General features: G+C 70.5%; 18 protein-coding genes. 6 read left to right on the forward strand and 12 right to left on the reverse strand.

The window, feature by feature from the left end; translation table 11 throughout:
- Positions 1–57: 57 nt before the first annotated feature.
- The 5 genes from HHL11_RS14555 to HHL11_RS14575 form a co-directional block, all read right to left on the reverse strand.
- Complete coding sequence (locus HHL11_RS14555; protein WP_169419070.1) at positions 58–498, reverse strand: RcnB family protein; 441 nt, start codon at positions 496–498, stop codon at positions 58–60.
- A 101-nt stretch (positions 499–599) separates the two neighbouring features.
- The gene (locus HHL11_RS14560; protein WP_169419071.1) at positions 600–2,015 is read right to left on the reverse strand and encodes a UdgX family uracil-DNA binding protein; all 1,416 of its coding nucleotides are present in this window, start codon (positions 2,013–2,015) and stop codon (positions 600–602) included.
- 10 nt (positions 2,016–2,025) lie between these two features.
- On the reverse strand, positions 2,026–3,279 hold the full coding sequence (locus HHL11_RS14565) for a putative DNA modification/repair radical SAM protein (RefSeq protein ID WP_169419072.1): 1,254 nt from the start codon (positions 3,277–3,279) through the stop codon (positions 2,026–2,028).
- Positions 3,280–3,349: 70 nt separating this feature from the next.
- The gene (locus HHL11_RS14570) at positions 3,350–3,718 is read right to left on the reverse strand and encodes a hypothetical protein (RefSeq protein WP_169419073.1); all 369 of its coding nucleotides are present in this window, start codon (positions 3,716–3,718) and stop codon (positions 3,350–3,352) included.
- A 70-nt stretch (positions 3,719–3,788) separates the two neighbouring features.
- Positions 3,789–4,163 (reverse strand): DUF4148 domain-containing protein, encoded by a 375-nt coding sequence (locus tag HHL11_RS14575; protein WP_169419074.1) that lies wholly within the window; start codon positions 4,161–4,163, stop codon positions 3,789–3,791.
- Between the two features lie 118 nt (positions 4,164–4,281).
- On the opposite strand from HHL11_RS14575, the gene HHL11_RS14580 reads away from it, so the two are divergent.
- A complete protein-coding gene (locus HHL11_RS14580) occupies positions 4,282–5,208 on the forward strand; it encodes a LysR family transcriptional regulator (RefSeq protein ID WP_169419075.1) in 927 nt (308 codons plus the stop codon).
- 6 nt (positions 5,209–5,214) lie between these two features.
- Here the strand turns inward: HHL11_RS14580 and HHL11_RS14585 are convergent, their stop codons facing one another.
- The 4 genes from HHL11_RS14585 to HHL11_RS14600 form a co-directional block, all read right to left on the reverse strand.
- Positions 5,215–5,529 (reverse strand): hypothetical protein, encoded by a 315-nt coding sequence (locus tag HHL11_RS14585; RefSeq protein ID WP_205964281.1) that lies wholly within the window; start codon positions 5,527–5,529, stop codon positions 5,215–5,217.
- 200 nt (positions 5,530–5,729) lie between these two features.
- Positions 5,730–6,632, reverse strand: coding sequence for a DMT family transporter (locus HHL11_RS14590; protein WP_169419077.1), 903 nt, complete (start codon positions 6,630–6,632; stop codon positions 5,730–5,732).
- Positions 6,633–6,725: 93 nt separating this feature from the next.
- The gene (locus HHL11_RS14595; protein ID WP_169419078.1) at positions 6,726–7,400 is read right to left on the reverse strand and encodes a hypothetical protein; all 675 of its coding nucleotides are present in this window, start codon (positions 7,398–7,400) and stop codon (positions 6,726–6,728) included.
- Complete coding sequence (locus HHL11_RS14600) at positions 7,397–7,615, reverse strand: hypothetical protein (RefSeq protein ID WP_169419079.1); 219 nt, start codon at positions 7,613–7,615, stop codon at positions 7,397–7,399. Before HHL11_RS14600 ends, HHL11_RS14595 begins: the two co-directional genes overlap by 4 nt.
- Positions 7,616–7,728: 113 nt before the next feature.
- On the opposite strand from HHL11_RS14600, the gene HHL11_RS14605 reads away from it, so the two are divergent.
- Genes HHL11_RS14605 through HHL11_RS14615 form a run of 3 tightly spaced genes read left to right on the forward strand, consistent with a single transcriptional unit; the run spans position 7,729 to position 11,388 of the window.
- Positions 7,729–10,554: a PAS domain-containing protein gene (locus HHL11_RS14605; RefSeq protein WP_169419080.1), complete on the forward strand. Its 2,826-nt coding sequence runs from the start codon at positions 7,729–7,731 to the stop codon at positions 10,552–10,554.
- Between the two features lie 47 nt (positions 10,555–10,601).
- On the forward strand, positions 10,602–11,069 hold the full coding sequence (locus HHL11_RS14610) for an SRPBCC family protein (protein WP_169419081.1): 468 nt from the start codon (positions 10,602–10,604) through the stop codon (positions 11,067–11,069).
- Positions 11,053–11,388, forward strand: coding sequence for an ArsR/SmtB family transcription factor (locus HHL11_RS14615; RefSeq protein ID WP_169419082.1), 336 nt, complete (start codon positions 11,053–11,055; stop codon positions 11,386–11,388). The genes HHL11_RS14610 and HHL11_RS14615 overlap by 17 nt, the downstream gene beginning before the upstream one ends.
- Here the strand turns inward: HHL11_RS14615 and HHL11_RS14620 are convergent.
- The 3 genes from HHL11_RS14620 to HHL11_RS14630 form a co-directional block, all read right to left on the reverse strand.
- Complete coding sequence (locus HHL11_RS14620) at positions 11,385–12,119, reverse strand: hypothetical protein (protein ID WP_169419083.1); 735 nt, start codon at positions 12,117–12,119, stop codon at positions 11,385–11,387. The genes HHL11_RS14615 and HHL11_RS14620 overlap by 4 nt on opposite strands.
- Positions 12,120–12,237: 118 nt before the next feature.
- Positions 12,238–12,942: a B3/B4 domain-containing protein gene (locus tag HHL11_RS14625; protein WP_169419084.1), complete on the reverse strand. Its 705-nt coding sequence runs from the start codon at positions 12,940–12,942 to the stop codon at positions 12,238–12,240.
- A 40-nt stretch (positions 12,943–12,982) separates the two neighbouring features.
- Complete coding sequence (locus HHL11_RS14630; RefSeq protein WP_169419085.1) at positions 12,983–13,798, reverse strand: AraC family transcriptional regulator; 816 nt, start codon at positions 13,796–13,798, stop codon at positions 12,983–12,985.
- Positions 13,799–13,848: 50 nt separating this feature from the next.
- On the opposite strand from HHL11_RS14630, the gene HHL11_RS14635 reads away from it, so the two are divergent.
- On the forward strand, positions 13,849–14,079 hold the full coding sequence (locus tag HHL11_RS14635) for an SHOCT domain-containing protein (protein ID WP_169419086.1): 231 nt from the start codon (positions 13,849–13,851) through the stop codon (positions 14,077–14,079).
- A gap of 102 nt (positions 14,080–14,181) precedes the next feature.
- A complete protein-coding gene (locus tag HHL11_RS14640) occupies positions 14,182–14,553 on the forward strand; it encodes a hypothetical protein (protein WP_169419087.1) in 372 nt (123 codons plus the stop codon).
- Positions 14,554–14,587: the final 34 nt, after the last annotated feature.

A 14,587-nucleotide genomic window follows, 5' to 3' on the forward strand; every position in this document is an offset into this window, starting at 1 on the left:
TCGGTCCGCTGGGGCCTGCAGGCTGGGTTGCGCGCCAGCGCACCCCAGCTTTCTCCTTTAGCGCATCAACGCGTTGGCGATGAGGCCCGTCGCCAGCGCCACCAGCAGGAAGTCGCCGTCGACGTTGACCCACTGGTAGCCATACGGCGGCGCGTACAGGCCCGGATAGGCGTTCCAGTTGCCCACGTAGTAGCCGCCGTTCATGTATTCGCGCGGCAGGTAGCCGCCGCGGTAGTAGCGGTGGCCGCCGGAGTACGCCGGGCCGTTGTAAGCGTAGCGCGGCTCGTTCACCACGTAGCGGGGCTGGTTCCAGCCGCGGCTGGAGTGGCGTTCTTCCACGCGGCGCTCCTGCTGCCACTGGTGATCGCGCTGTTCGTGGCGCTGCTGCCATTGCTCGTGGTTGTCGCGGTCGCCGCGATGCCACTCCTGGGCGGAGGCGATGCTGCCGAAGCCGAGCGTTCCGGCGAGGGCGGCGCAGATGATGGCTGTGCTTTTCATGGTACTGCTCCTTGCTATGCCTCCATGGTGCAACCGGACCTTGTCGCTCGCGCGTAGGCCAAGCAGCCTTCTGCAAAGGGGCGTGAGCAGATGCACGCGGCTCAGGCTGCGGCGCGCCGGAGATCCGTGACGAATTCCTCGAACGCACGGGCCTGTTGCGAAACCGGCAGGCGCAGCAGTGCCGACGGATGCAGCGTGACCAGCACCTGCAGGCCGTCGCCGCGCGCGAGCCAGGTGCCGCGCTCCGCGCGCACGACGACGCTGCGTCCCAGCAGCGAGCGCGCCGCCGTCGCGCCCAGCGCCACCAGCGCACGTGGCCGCACCAGCGCGATCTCCTCGCGCAGCCAGTGCAGGCAGGCCAGCGCCTCCTGCTGCGAGGGCGTCTTGTGGATGCGGTGCTTGCCGCGCAGGTCGTACTTGAAGTGGCGCACCGCGTTTGTGAGATAGACCTCCTCGCGCACGATGCCGGCCTCCGCGAAGGCGCGCTCCAGCAATTGGCCCGCGGGCCCGACGAAGGGCCGCCCGCGCAGGTCTTCCTGGTCGCCGGGCTGCTCGCCCACGAACATGAGGCGCGGCGCGAGCGGGCCTTCGCCGGCCACGGCTTGCGTCGCGAGCGCGCCGATCGGGCAGGTGCGGCATTGCTGCATCGCTGCGTTCAGCCGCGGCAGGCCTTCCGGCGGCAGCATCGTCGTTGCCGCCGGTGCGATCGGGATGCGGCGCAACGGCGTGCTCGCTGGCTGCTCGATCATGCGAGTGCTGCGCTCGCGCGCTTCGGCCGCCAGTGGCGCGATCAACTGCGCTTCCGGCAGGTTGGGCCAGTAGCGGCGCGGCATCTCTTTCTGCATCGTCGCCAGCTTCAACCGCGCCGGGTTGAAGATGTTGCGGTAGTAGGTGAGCCACAGCTGCTCGCCGGCATCGGGCGGCGGCGCCTCGGCGCGGCTGGCGCCGGGACGCAGCTGCAGCACGCTGCCATCCCATTCGACGCAGGCGTCGGGTGTGAGGATGGCCCAGCGCATGTTGGCGAAGCGGCGCTGGAACCAGGGCGCCACTGCTTCGACGATGCGGTGCGCCGGCTCGTACCAGGCCACGTGCAGCGGCTGCGCGCCATCGCCTGCGTCGCCCACCGGGCGGAAGCGCACGAAGGCGTGCATCTTGTGGATGTCGCGCCGCACCGCCTGCGCGAACTCGCGCGCCTGCAGCATGTCGGGGTCGAGCGGGTCGTGGCGCAGATTCGGCTCGTGCGCCAGCCGCCACAGCAGCCGATAGAGCAGGGCGAAGCGTTGCGGCTCGCGATGCAGCAGCACGTGCTGGCACAGTTCGACGAAAGCGGGCGGCACGCGCAGCGCAGGCGCCGGCCCTTGCGGTTCCATCACGGTTTCGTCGGCGGCGAAGAGATCCTCCTGGCCGCCTTCGACCGACCACTCCACCTGCGCCGGCCGCGCGCGGCTGGCCAGCAGCGCGCGTGCTTCACGGCGGAAGCCGTCCAGGTCGGTTTCGCTGGCCAGCTGCACGCGCATCGTTGTCGCCTCAGAACAGGGCCGCCTGCTGCGGCGCGGCCGTGGGTGACGGCAGCGCGGACCGCGCCGGCCGGTGGTCGGCTGCCAGCACGAAAGGCAGCACCTTGGCCACCGGCACGTGCAGGCGCTTCAGGTCTTCGGCCCGCACGCGCCGCACGCGGCGGGCGAGCAGCAGCCGGTCGACCGCCTTGACGCCGAGGCCGGGCACGCGCAGCAGCAGCTCGCGCGGCGCGCGATTGAGGTCGACCGGAAAGCGTTCGGGATGCGCCAGCGCCCAGGCGAGCTTGGGATCGACCTCCAGCCGCAGCATGCCGCCCGTGCGTGGCGACGCGATTTCGTCCGCCGCGAAGCCGTAGTAGCGCATCAGCCAGTCGGCCTGGTACAGGCGGTGCTCGCGCGCCAGCGGCGGCGCCTGCAGGGGCAGCGCCGAGGCTGCGTCGGGGATGGGGCTGAAGGCGGAGTAGCAGACGCGCTTGAGGCGATAGGCGCCATAAAGCTGCGCGCTGGTGGCGAGGATGGCCGCGTCGTCGGCGCCATCGGCCCCGACGATCATCTGCGTGCTCTGGCCGGCGGCCGAGAAGGCGGGCGCCGCTGCGCGAGCGGGCCGGGCGCCTGGAATCGATGTCGGGGCGCGCGAAGCATCCCGCGCCTCGCCCCGGGCCGCTTCGATCTGCACCCGCAGCCGCGCCATCGACCGCTTGATGGCGGCTCCGTCCTTCTGCGGCGCGAGTTCCGCCAGGCCCTGCTGCGTCGGCAGCTCGATGTTGATCGACAGCCGGTCGGCGTACTGGCCGGCGCGGCGCAGGAGGTCAGGTGCGGCGTCGGGAATGGTCTTGAGATGGATGTAGCCGCGGAAGTCGTGCTCTTCGCGCAGCCGGCGCGCGACCTCGACCAGCTGCTCCATCGTGTAGTCGGGGCTGCGGATGATGCCGCTGGAGAGGAACAGGCCCTCGATGCAGTTGCGGCGGTAGAAGTCCAGCGTGAGCCGCACGACCTCGTCGATCGCGAAGCGGGCGCGCGGCACGTTGCTGCTGGCGCGGTTGACACAGTACAGGCAGTCGTACTGGCAGTAGTTGGTCAGGAGGATCTTCAGCAGCGAGATGCAGCGCCCGTCGGGCGCATAGCTGTGGCAGATCCCGGTGCCCTCGTTGGAGCCCAGGCCACGGCCGCTGCTGGAATCGCGCTGGACGCCGCCGGAGGACGCGCAGGAGGCGTCGTACTTGGCGGCGTCGGCAAGGATGGCGAGCTTGGCGGCGATTTCCACTGTATGAGCATACAGCTATTCCGCGCCCGGCCCTAGCCGGGCCCCGCGGCGCGCGGGGCCCGCCGTGAACTTATTGCGCGTTCGTGGGCTGGCCGGCGAAGCGCGAGGCGCTCGTGGCGGGGCGGGAGGCGAGCCAGGCGGAGCCGCTGTCTTCGCCGTTCAGCGCGGAGACGCTGTCGCGGTTGGCGATGTACTCGGCCTGCAGCTGGGCGCTGGTCTTCGTGCTGCGGAAGTTCGCCAGCGGGTTGTACGAGGAGCCCCAGGGATTCGGGCCCTTCTTGAACTGGTCGAACTCGGCGCGCACGTCGGCGGCGTTGCGGGTGCTGGGCACGTCGTGCACGCGCCAGCTGCTGTCGGTCCACATCGGGCCGGCGTACGCGGCGGCGGAAGCGGTTGCGGCAGCCACGGCGGTGGCGGCGGTGACGAGGAGGAGGCTCAAGTTCTTCATGGTTATTTCTTTCTTCTCGGGGTAAAACAGGGCCGCGCCCGGAGGGGGCGCGGCGGGGGACTTACTCGGCGCTGCCGGACTGCGCGGGCTGGGAAGCCAGCATGCGGGTGGCGTTCGTCACCTGGTGCTGGGCCAGGTAGGCGGAGCCGCTGTCTTCGGCGTTCAGCGCGGCGACGGCGTCACGGTTGGCGATGTATTCGCCCTGGACTTGCGCGCGGGTCTTGGAGCTGCGGAACTGGCTCAGCGGGTTGTAGGCGATGGCCCAGGGGTTCACGCCGGCCTTCTTGTAGGCGCCCAGTTCGGCCTGCACTTCGGCGCGGGTCTTGGAGCCCTGGAAGCTCAGGACGTTCTGGGAACCGTCGGCTTCGTCGGCCATGGCGCCGAAGGCGGCGGTGGCGAGGGCGGCGGCGGCGATCACGAGACGGGTGCTGTTCATGGTGTGTGTCCTTTCGGTGCGTTTGTCTGAAGCGATGGGTAGACTGTATTCCTGCGCTTTCGATCAAAAAACACCCTCAGCAACAAGCATCCATTGACGATCGAGCAATAATCAAGGCATGGACAGACTGCAATCGATGCGGGTTTTCCAGCAGGTGGTCGATGAAGGCGGTTTCGCCGCGGCCGCCCGCAAGCTGGAGATGGCGCCGGCCGTGGTGACCCGGCTGGTGGGGGACCTGGAGACGCACCTGGGCGTGCGCCTGCTGCAGCGCACGACCCGGCGGCTCTCCCTGACGCCGGCGGGCGAGGCCTACCTGAAACGGCTGCGGCCGATCCTGGCCGAGATCGACCAGGCGGACGCGATGGCCCACGCGCACAGCAAGGAGATGAGCGGCACCGTGCGCATCCTCTCCACGCCGATGCTCGCTTCGCACCTTGTCACGCCGGCGGCGGTGACCTTCCAGCAGCTGCACCCGGACGTGCTGCTGGACCTGGAAGTGCAGGACGTGACCGATCCCAACGTGGAGGAGTTCGACCTGGCCGTGGTGACCGACCTCGCGCCGATCCACTCCACCGCGATCGTGCGCACCATCCACCACGCCGAGAGCGTGCTCTGTGCCGCGCCTTCCTACCTGGCGCGGCGCGGCGAGCCCATGAAGCCGGAAGACCTGCAGCAGCATTCCCTGCTGCGCCTGCGCGTGCCCGGCATGCGCCCGCGGCCGCTGACGCTGATCGACCCCACCTACAACGACCGCCAGCTGACCATGGACGTGCCGATGGCGATGACCTCCAACCACGGCGACGTGCTGCTGCGCGCGACGCTGGAAGGCGCGGGCATCAGCAGCCAGCCGGTGGACCTGGTGGCGCAGATGCTGAAGGGGGGCTACCTCCAGCGCGTGCTGTCGCCCTGGATCACGAGTCGCATCGCGCTGGTGGCGGCCTTGCCGAGCCGCCGCTTCCTGCCGGCACGCACGCGCGCCTTCGTCGACCACCTCGCGGAGCACGCGCGCACCGCGGTGGCAGGGCTTGCGCCTTCGTCGGAGTAAGCGCCGCTACAGCTGCGCGGGCATCACCTTCAGGCCGACCCAGGCCGCGCCGATCACGGCGTTGATCGGTACGCTGAGCGCGCTGGGGACGTAGAACAGCACTGAGATGCCGGGCGCATGCAGCAGCCATTCGGCCAGGCCGCCCAGCGCGTAGAGCGTCACGCAGACCCAGAGCCAGCGCCGCATGTACGTGGGCAGCCAGCGCGCCTGCGCCTGGTTGTGGCGCCATGCGGCCGCACGCTCGATGACGTTGCCGCGGTTGACGTCCTTGAACAGCCAGCCGAAGAAGAAATAGCGGTACAGCAGCGTTCCGAAGCTCATGGTTCGTACTCGGTCGATCGACTGCAATGCTGCTTCCTTGTACCTGCAAGGACCGTGCGTGTCCATGCTGATTTGGTGTAGGAGCGGCACAAGTGCGCGGATGGCGGCGCCCCTCGCTTACACCGAGGCATCAGAAGGCTTGATGCGTGGTTTCCATGGCCTGGCTCCGCAATGGATCGCGACCTACCGGCCGCCTCCGTTCAAGCCTGCAGGCCCAGGCAGAGCAGGCCGGCCGCCACCAGCGCGAGGCCGCCCTGTTCGGTGCGCGAGAGCTTCTCGCGCATCAGGCGGCGCGAGACGAGATAGCTGAACACCACTTCCACCATGCCCAGCGTGCGCACGTTGGCGGCGGTCGTGAGCGCGAAGGCCGTGAACCAGCCGAGCGAGGCCAGCGCGCCGGCGGCGCCGGCCACCAGCGAGATGCGCCAGGCGCTGACGGTGGCGCGCAAGGCACTGGGCGAACGCCAGGCGAGCCAGCCACCCAGCACCACGGTCTGCAGGATCTGCGCGAACAGCACGCCCCAGGCCCCGATCAACCAGGCCGGCACGCCCGGCAGCTGCAGCGAGGCGCCGCGGTAACCGACCGCCGACAGCGCGAAGCCGGCGCCGGAAGCCAGCCCCAGCAAGGCGGCGCGGCCGGTCCACGCCGGCGCGGCGGCGTCGGCGCTCCGGGCCGGCAGCGACAGCAGCACGACGCCGGCGGTCGCCAGCGCCATCGCCAGCAGCGTCGCCCAGCCGGGCAACTCGCGCAGGAAGAGGGCGCCGAAGGCCGCCACCTGCAGCGCATCGGTCTTGGAATAGGCCACGCCGATGACGAAGTTGCGCTCCTTCATCGCGGCCAGCATGAAGGCCGTGGCCGCCAGCTGGCCGGCCGCGCCAAGCGCCAGCCAGGCGAAGTAGCTGCCGCCGAAGGCCGGCACCGGCGCAGGCGTCAACAGGTGCAGCACCCACACCGCCACGGCGGCAAAGGGGATGCCATAGAGGAAACGCACCAGCGTCGCGCCCAGCGTGCCGGCCTGCGCGACCAGCGAACGTTGCGCCGCGTTGCGTGCGGTCTGTGCCAGCGCCGCCCAGAGGACGGTGGCCACCCAGAGCCAGGCCATCGCCGCGCCTCAGTCCGCGTGGACGCAGCAGGCGGAGGGGGCGATGTGGGGCGGGGTGTGGATCGGCATGGGGCGCGACCATACCACGGCGTTTCAGGCGCGATGGCGGGGCGCGCGCGCCTTGGCGGCCTGCGGCAGGTACAAAGCGTCCGACCAAGTGGCCAGCCATTGCGGCCTGTAGGCCACCAGCAGGCTGGCGACGGCGCAGGTCCACGAGGCCTCGCCCATCGCGATCAGCAGCGAGACCACGGCCTTCATGTCGCCACCCGCGCCGTGCGCCACCGGCGCGATGAAGGCCGCGGCCAGGCCGCAGGCCAGCAGGGCGAGCAGCGGCACCAGGAAGGCGCGTCCCATCAGGTAGGCGACCGGATGCGTGCCGAAAGTGCGCCGGATCACGTAGCCCAGGGCCAGCGTGGCCGTGGCCGGCAGGATGCCGCACCAGGCGATCGCCGAGAGTGCCTCGGGCAGGCTGGCGCCGGTGGTCAGCATCGTGCTGAGGCCGGCGAACACCAGCAGCGGCACGGCCAGTGGCCAGCCAAGCAGCAGCACGGCGAGCGGCCCGCCCGACCAGTGCAGCGGCACCGGCAGCGCGGACAGGCCCGGCCAGGCCCACAGCCAGGGCAGCAGCGTGGCCAGGGCCAGCAGCGGCGTGCCGAGGTGGGTGTCCGGGCCCTGCAACTGGCGCCAGGGGCGCACCAGCACCGCCCCGGCGAGGGCCGGCGCGATCAGGGCCACCGCGGCCCAGGCCGGCATGGCGGGGAGCATCACGCGCCCTGCACGCGGATCTTGCCCTCGCGCACGTAGCGCTCGTAGTCGTCGCGCGGGATGGCCGCGGAGATCGCGTTGCCGGGGCCGTCTTCCCAGCCCAGGGTGACGCTGTCGGCGGCGACCTCGATCGAGACGGGCCCATCGGGGATCTCCAGCGGCATGCCGTCGCCGGCGCGGAAGCAGACCTCCCCGCGGATGGTGGCTTGTTGTGTCATGGGCGCTCCTTCCTGCAAACGGGACCGGCCCATTTCAGCAGGGCCCGCCGGCGGGGGGCTGTCAGCCGACGGCGCGACTGCCTGCCAGCGAATTGCAGGCCACAATGCCGAGCATGGGACACACCGGCGGCATGCGCAGGACGGGGTGGCTGGTACTGGCGTTCGCGCTGTTCACCGGCCCCTTGCTGGCCGCCGTCCTGGTGTTCCTGCACGGCGAGGCGGTGCGCAGCGGGCGCGAGCAGGTGGCGTCGCTGTCGCAGGTGATCGCCGAGCAGACGACCCGCACGCTGCAGGCGGTCGACGTCCGGCTGCAGCTGGCCATCGCGCGGCTCGAGGCGCTGGAGCAGTCCGGCCGGGCCGGCACCGATGCCGGCCGGGCCCTGCTGCGCGGCGAGCTCAAGGACCTGCCTTACGTGCGGGCGCTGTGGGTGGTCGATGCCAGCGGCCGGGTGCTGTACGACTCCGACACCGGCACCACCGGGCGCGCGGTCGCCGACCGCGCGTATTTCCAGGCCTACCTGCGCAGCCCGGAAACCGAGTTCTTCGTCGGCCCGCTGGTGCGCAGCCGGACGACCGGCACCTGGTACCTCAGCGCCTCGCGGCCGATCCGCGGCCCCGACGGCGCCGTGAAGGCCGTGGTCACCGCGGCCCTCGAGCCGGGCTACTTCGAACAGCCGTGGCGCGGCATCGACCTCGGCGAGCAGGGCGCGGTGGTGCTGTACCACCGCAGCGGCCAGCTGATGGTGCGCAGCCCGCCGGACGAGGCCGTGGTGGGCCGCGACTTCGCGCAGCTGCCGCTGTTCACCGAATTCCTTCCCGCCGCGCCGCAAGGCGTGTTCGTGCGCGACAGCGACATCGACGGCCTGCGCCGGATGTACGCCTATCGCGTGCTGCCGCACTATCCGCAGCTGCTGGTGGTGGTCGGCACCGGCTACGCCGAGCTGCTGGCGCCCTGGTGGCGCTTTGCCTTGCTGGCCTCGAGCCTGTGGGCCGGCGCGCTGCTGGTGGTGTTCGGGCTGACCTGGCAGCTGCGCCGCCAGGCGCGCCGCCGCTCGCAGACCGAGCAGCGCTTCGGCGACCTGGCGCAGGCCATGCCGCAGATCGTCTTCAGCTCGGACGCGCGTGGCGGCGTGCAGTTCATCAGCCAGCGCTGGACCGACTTCACCGGGCGATCCGCGGAGGATGCGCGGGGCACGCGCTGGCGCGACGCCGTGCATCCGGCCGATCGCGATGTGGTGTTCAGCGTGCTGGCGCGGGCGCTCGAGCAGCCGCGGCAGGTGGAAATCGAGCTGCGCCTGCGCCATCACGACGGCAGCTACCGCTGGCACCTGCTGCGCGCGGTGCCGGTGGGCAGCCCCGCTGCCGTGCGCACCTGGTATGGGACCGCCACCGACATCGACGAGATGAAGCGGGCGCAGGCCCGGCTGCATGCGCAGGCGGAGCTGCTGAAGATGGCGGGGCGCCTGTCGCGCCTGGGGAGTTTTTCGGTGGACGTGGCGACTGAACGCGTGACCTGGTCCGATGAATCCGCGGCCCTGTTCGACATGCCGTCCGACGCCGAGCCGACCCTCAAGGACGTCATCGCGATGGTGGCGCCGGCTTCGCTGCCGCAGGCCCTGCACGTGCTGCAGGACTGCATCGATCGCGGCGAACCCTTCGACGTCGAAGCGGAGATGATCACGCCGACCGGACGGCGCGTCTGGGTGCGGTCCATCGGCCAGCCGGTGCGTGGCCTGGACGGCCGGATCATCGCGATCCAGGGCGCGCAGCAGGACATCAGCCAGCGCGTGCGCATGGTGGAGGAGATCCGCAGCCTCAACACCAACCTGGAAGAGAAGATTTCGCAGCGCACCGGCGAGCTCGCGCGCCAGGAGGCGCTGTTCCGCACGCTCGCGGAACAGGCGCCGCTGCCGTTCTGGACGGTGGACCCGGCCGGCGGCGCCACCTTCTTCAGCCGGGCCTGGTACGAGCTGTTCGGCGGCGCGCCGCCCAAGTGGCTGGGCCACGAATGGATGGAGCTGCTGCATCCGGACGACTCCGACGCCGTGCAGCGCAACTGGCAGGAAGCGCGCCGCACGGACGGCGTCTATGCGGGCACGCGCCGGCTGCGCTCGCGCGACGGCACCTGGCACACCACCAGCTACCGCGCGGTGCCGGTGCGCGATGGCGAAGGCGAGGTGCTGTTCTGGGTCGGCGTCGACAGCGACATCACCGAGCTCAGCGCCAACGAGTCCGCCCTGCGGCTGGCCAACGAGCAGCTGGAGTCCTTTGCCTATTCGGTCTCGCACGACCTGCAGTCGCCGCTGCAGCGCATCCAGTCCTTCGGCCGCCTGCTGGAGGAGGAGTTGCGCGGCGCTGCCGGCGAACGCGCGCAGCACTACCTGGCGCGCATCCGCGCCAACGCCGACGCGATGGCGCAACTGATCGAAGGACTGCTGGGCCTGGCCCATGTGTCGGAGGTGGAGATCATCCGTTCGACCGTGAACCTCAGCGAGACGGCCACCGAGATCCTGCAGCGGCTGCATGCCGACCATCCGCAGCGCCGCGTCGAGTGGCGGGTGGAGCCGGGGCTCACCGCGCAGGGCGACGTGCGGCTCCTGCGTTCGGTGCTGGAGAACCTGCTGGGCAACGCGTGGAAGTTCACCGCGGCGCGGCCGCTGGCGCAGATCACCGTGGGCGGCGGCCGCGGCGAGTTCTTCGTGCGCGACAACGGGGCCGGCTTCGACATGGCCTATGCCGACCGGCTCTTCGGCACCTTCCAGCGCCTGCACGATGCCGACGAGTTCCCGGGCAAGGGCATCGGGCTGGCCACGGTGGCACGGGCCATCTCGCGCATGGGCGGGCGCATCTGGGCGCAATCGGCGCCGGGCGAGGGCGCCACCTTCCGCTTCACGCTGCCTGCAGTGCAGGCGGTCGAGCCGAGTCGCGCAACCGCCTGATTGCATTTCGGTCGCCTTGCCCCAATAATGCAACCAGGAGGTTGCTTATGGGCAGCAGCGAGACCGACCGCATCGAACGCAGCATCGTCATTGACGCCCCGCGCGCGCGGGTATGGCGCGCCCTGGCCGACGCGCCGGAATTCGGCACCTGGTTCGGCGCCAGGCTGCAGGGCCAGCGCTTCGCGCCGGGGCAGCGCGCCCGCGGCTCCATCACCTATCCCGGCTACGAGCACATCTTTTTCGACGTGGTGATCCAGCGCATGGAACCCGAGAAGCTGCTGTCCTGGCACTGGCATCCGTATGCGGTGGAGCCCGGCGTCGACTACGCCAGCGAAACCCCCACGCTGGTGACCTTCACGCTGGAAGACGCTCCCGGTGGCGGCACCCTGCTGAAGGTGGTGGAGTCCGGCTTCGACCAGGTGCCGCCCGCGCGGCGCGCGCTGGCCTTCCGCATGAATTCGGGCGGCTGGGACGCGCAGGTGGAGAACATCCGGGGCCATGTCGCCAAAGGCTGAGGCGGCGCCGGCCGAACTGGCGCGGGTGTTCTTCGCGCTCGGCGACGAGACCCGGCTGCGGCTGGTGGCGCTGCTGTGCGCAGGCGGCATGTTTTCCATCAGCCAGCTCACCGCCAGCACGCACATCTCGCGGCAGGCCGTGACCAAGCATCTGCAGGTGCTGGCCGACGCCGGCTTGGTGCAGGACCTGCGGATCGGGCGCGAGCGCCTGTGGCAGTTCGATCCGGCGCAGATGGAGCAGGCGCGGCGCTCGCTCGAGGCGATCGGGCGGCAGTGGGAAGACGCGCTGGGCCGCCTGAAATCGGCCCTGGAGGCTTAGATCGGCCGGCCCAGGGCCAGCCGGGTCAGCCGCCCCGCGCGGCCCCACAGGAAGCGCGTGAGGCACTGGAACACGATGAGCCCGTTCAAGGGGATCAGCGTGCACAGGCCGTGGCCCTGCGGATAGCCGGGGTTGTTGGCGATGTAGAAGCGGGTGTCGGCGCGCGTGCTGGCCTGCCAGCGGGCGCGCTCGCTGTCGGTTTCCAGCGTGATCCAGTCGACGCGGCGCAGCAGCGGGTTCTTCTCGTCGACCCGCTCCAGGCCGAAGCCTTCGGCCAGTTCTTCCATCTGTCCCATCACCGAAGGCGGCACTTCCTCGAGGCTGGAATGCGGGAAGATCACCGGCGCGTAGCGGGCGAGGAAGGTGTAGCTGCTGGGGTGCGTCAGCGCCGCGAACATGCACACGCGCTGGAAGGGATGGCGCAGCCAGATGCGCAGCAGCCGCATCAGGCCATAGACCATGGTCAGGTCGCGGCCGCGCGCGCTGGGCAGCGTGCCCGCTTCCATGCGGATCACCGTCGAGGGCTCGCCCTTGAGCTTCAGGCGGAACTCGTGGATCGCCGTGTAGCCGACCAGCTGGTGGCTCATGTTGTGGCGCACGTAGATCCAGGTGTGCCAGCTGGGCCGCTCGACCACGTATTTGCGGAACCCCTCGTAGTCCAGCCCGGCGAAGATCTGGGCATGGACGGTATAAAGCTGCCGCGCCAGCGCTTCCCTCTCATCGGGAAGCATGGTGTGCAGGTCTATGCAAGTGACGCGTGACAGGCTTGACATAGGGATTTACGGCCACTTTGTATCAAGTCGTTGCAATCTGCAAGCCCCCACTTGCAAATTTGCCACACTGTCCAGGTCAAGGCGACTGCCGGGCGATCTCGGGCCGACTGGCGGAGAGCAGGGCGGTCTCCACGGGCGCATTCCACACCTCGGCCAGGACTTCCGTCACGGCCGCCAGCAGTCCCGGCATCTCGTCGGCGGCGCCCGGATGCAGTGCCTCCGCCAAGATGATGACGTCCGCCGTTGCTTCCCGCACCGCTGACAGCCCGCTTTGCCTGTGGGTCCAGCGCCGGGCGTGGGCGTTGCCGGCGGCGTCGACGAAGCTCACTTCGCCGGGCTCGGGATGCTCCACCTCGCCGCCGAAGCTCAGGTAACTCTCGGTGCCTTCGGCGAAACGCACCTGCAGCGAATCCACGATCTGCGCCGTGTCCAGCACCGCCACCGGCGTCGCGAAAGCCATCGAGATCGCATTGCAGGCGTCGATGAGCGGGTGGATGCGCGGCATGGCACCTTCCTTGCGCAGGCGGCGCAGCAGGGACTCCGAGGCGCAGCGATATTGCGTCGGCTTGAGGCCCATGCGCTGGAAGGCGCGGCGCCAGGCCTGGATCGAAGGCAGCTCCGACTCGCTGCCCGCTTCGGCCAGGCGCCGGCGCGCCAGGCCTTCGTAGTGGGCGATGGCCCGGGTGGCGTCCGCATCGGGCCGGATCCGGCCGGCGAACACGGCGCCGGCCGCCAGCTCGGGAAAGCCGGACCAGATGGCAGGGTGGTGGCTGAAACGCATGGCCTCACTGTGGCCGCTGGACGCGCCGGCGTCTTGAACGTTATTGCAGGCGCGCGCGCTGCCAGGCGCCCGGCGTGAAGCCGAACTGGCGCGTGAAGCTGCGCGTCATGTGGCTCTGGTCCGCAAACCCGGACAGCGCCGCCGCTTCGGCCAGGCCCATTCCGCCGGCGATCAGGGCGCGCGCGTGCTCGGTCCGCTGCTGCACCAGCCAGGCGTGTGGCGTGAGGCCATGCAGCGCCGCGAAGCGCCGCAGCAGCTGGAAACGGCTCAGGCCCGCCAGGCCGGCCAGCTCCGCCAGCGTGGGCGGCTGCAGCAGGCCGGCGGCCAGGCGCTCGCGCACCCGCGCCATCGACACGGAAGGCACCGGCTCCAGGCTGGGGCGACTCACGTGCCGTGCCAGCAGCAGGCCGCATGCACTCGCCAGGGCCTCCTCGCAGGCGAGGGCGTCGGCGCTGCCTTGCTGCCAGCGGGCCATCGCGCCCAGCAAGCCCAGCGTCGCTTGCTGCAGTTCGGGATCGGCGAAGGCCGCGCGCGTGATGGCGACTTCGCCCGCGAAGGGCGCGAGGCCCGCGAAGAAGGCGGGCTCGATGTAGATGGTGCGCCAGCTGCGCAAGGGGCCGCCGAGGGGGCGGCCGTCGTGGACCTCGCCGGGATTGGTGGCGACGAGGTCGCCGGCAAAGGCGTCCACAGTGTGCCGCCCGCTGGCGGAACGCTGCGCTCCCGCGTCGACCACGCCAAGACCATAAGCGGAATGGGTGTGTCTTGCGTAATGTCGCGAGCTGGTAATGCGAGTGGCGTATACCTCGGTCCAGGGAGAACCGATCAGGGTGCAGCGATGGCAGGGTGCGCTGGCCATGGGCCATGCTAAGGCGACGGTTCTGGAATTCGAACTAAAAGGAGTCGCGCATGTGGTCGAATTACGGAGTGCACTGGCCCTGGACGCCAGGCCCGGGCACGCAGGCGATCGGCTGGATGCTGCTGGTCGTGGTCGGCTTCTGGCTGTTCCGCACCTTCGCTGGTTTGCGGGATGGGGACGCCGCGCCGGGCGACGAGCAGGAGGTCGAGCAGTTGCGCGAGCGCTACGTTCGCGGCGAAATCACGCTCGACGAGTTCCAGGACAGCGTCCGCCACCTGTAACACCTGCAAGCCCACCGTAAAGCTGTCGCGCTCACGCATCAGCTGCCCTGGCGGCCAGCACTCGTGCTCTCTTAGCATCAGCCCATCTGCAAGGAGGACGGGATGGGAAGGCGTGTCGGGAGCCTGGCTGCGCTGGCGGCGGTGGGATGGCTGGTGTGGTGCGGCGTGGCTGACGCAGGGCCGTCGTACAAGTGCGGCGCGCACACTTATTCCGACCGGCCGTGCACCGGCGGGCGCGAGGTCGGCGCCGCCAAGCCGCACCGCCTGGACCACCACGCCACGCCGCCGCAGGACCGCGCCAAGCTCGCCCGCCGGGCCGAGCTGAAGCCGGAGGTGCGCGAGCGCTGCGAGGCGCTGGACACGCAGCTGGTGGAGCAGCAGGCCGCGCTGGACAAGCTGCCGCAGCCGGTGCAGCCGTCCGACGAGCGCGAGCTGGTACAGAGCAAGCTGAAATACCACCAGCTGCGCTGCTGACCCCGAGGGGCAAGCGGCCTGCCCGGGGGAGGCT

This window comes from Ramlibacter agri (genome assembly GCF_012927085.1).
Classification (GTDB): domain Bacteria; phylum Pseudomonadota; class Gammaproteobacteria; order Burkholderiales; family Burkholderiaceae_C; genus Ramlibacter; species Ramlibacter agri.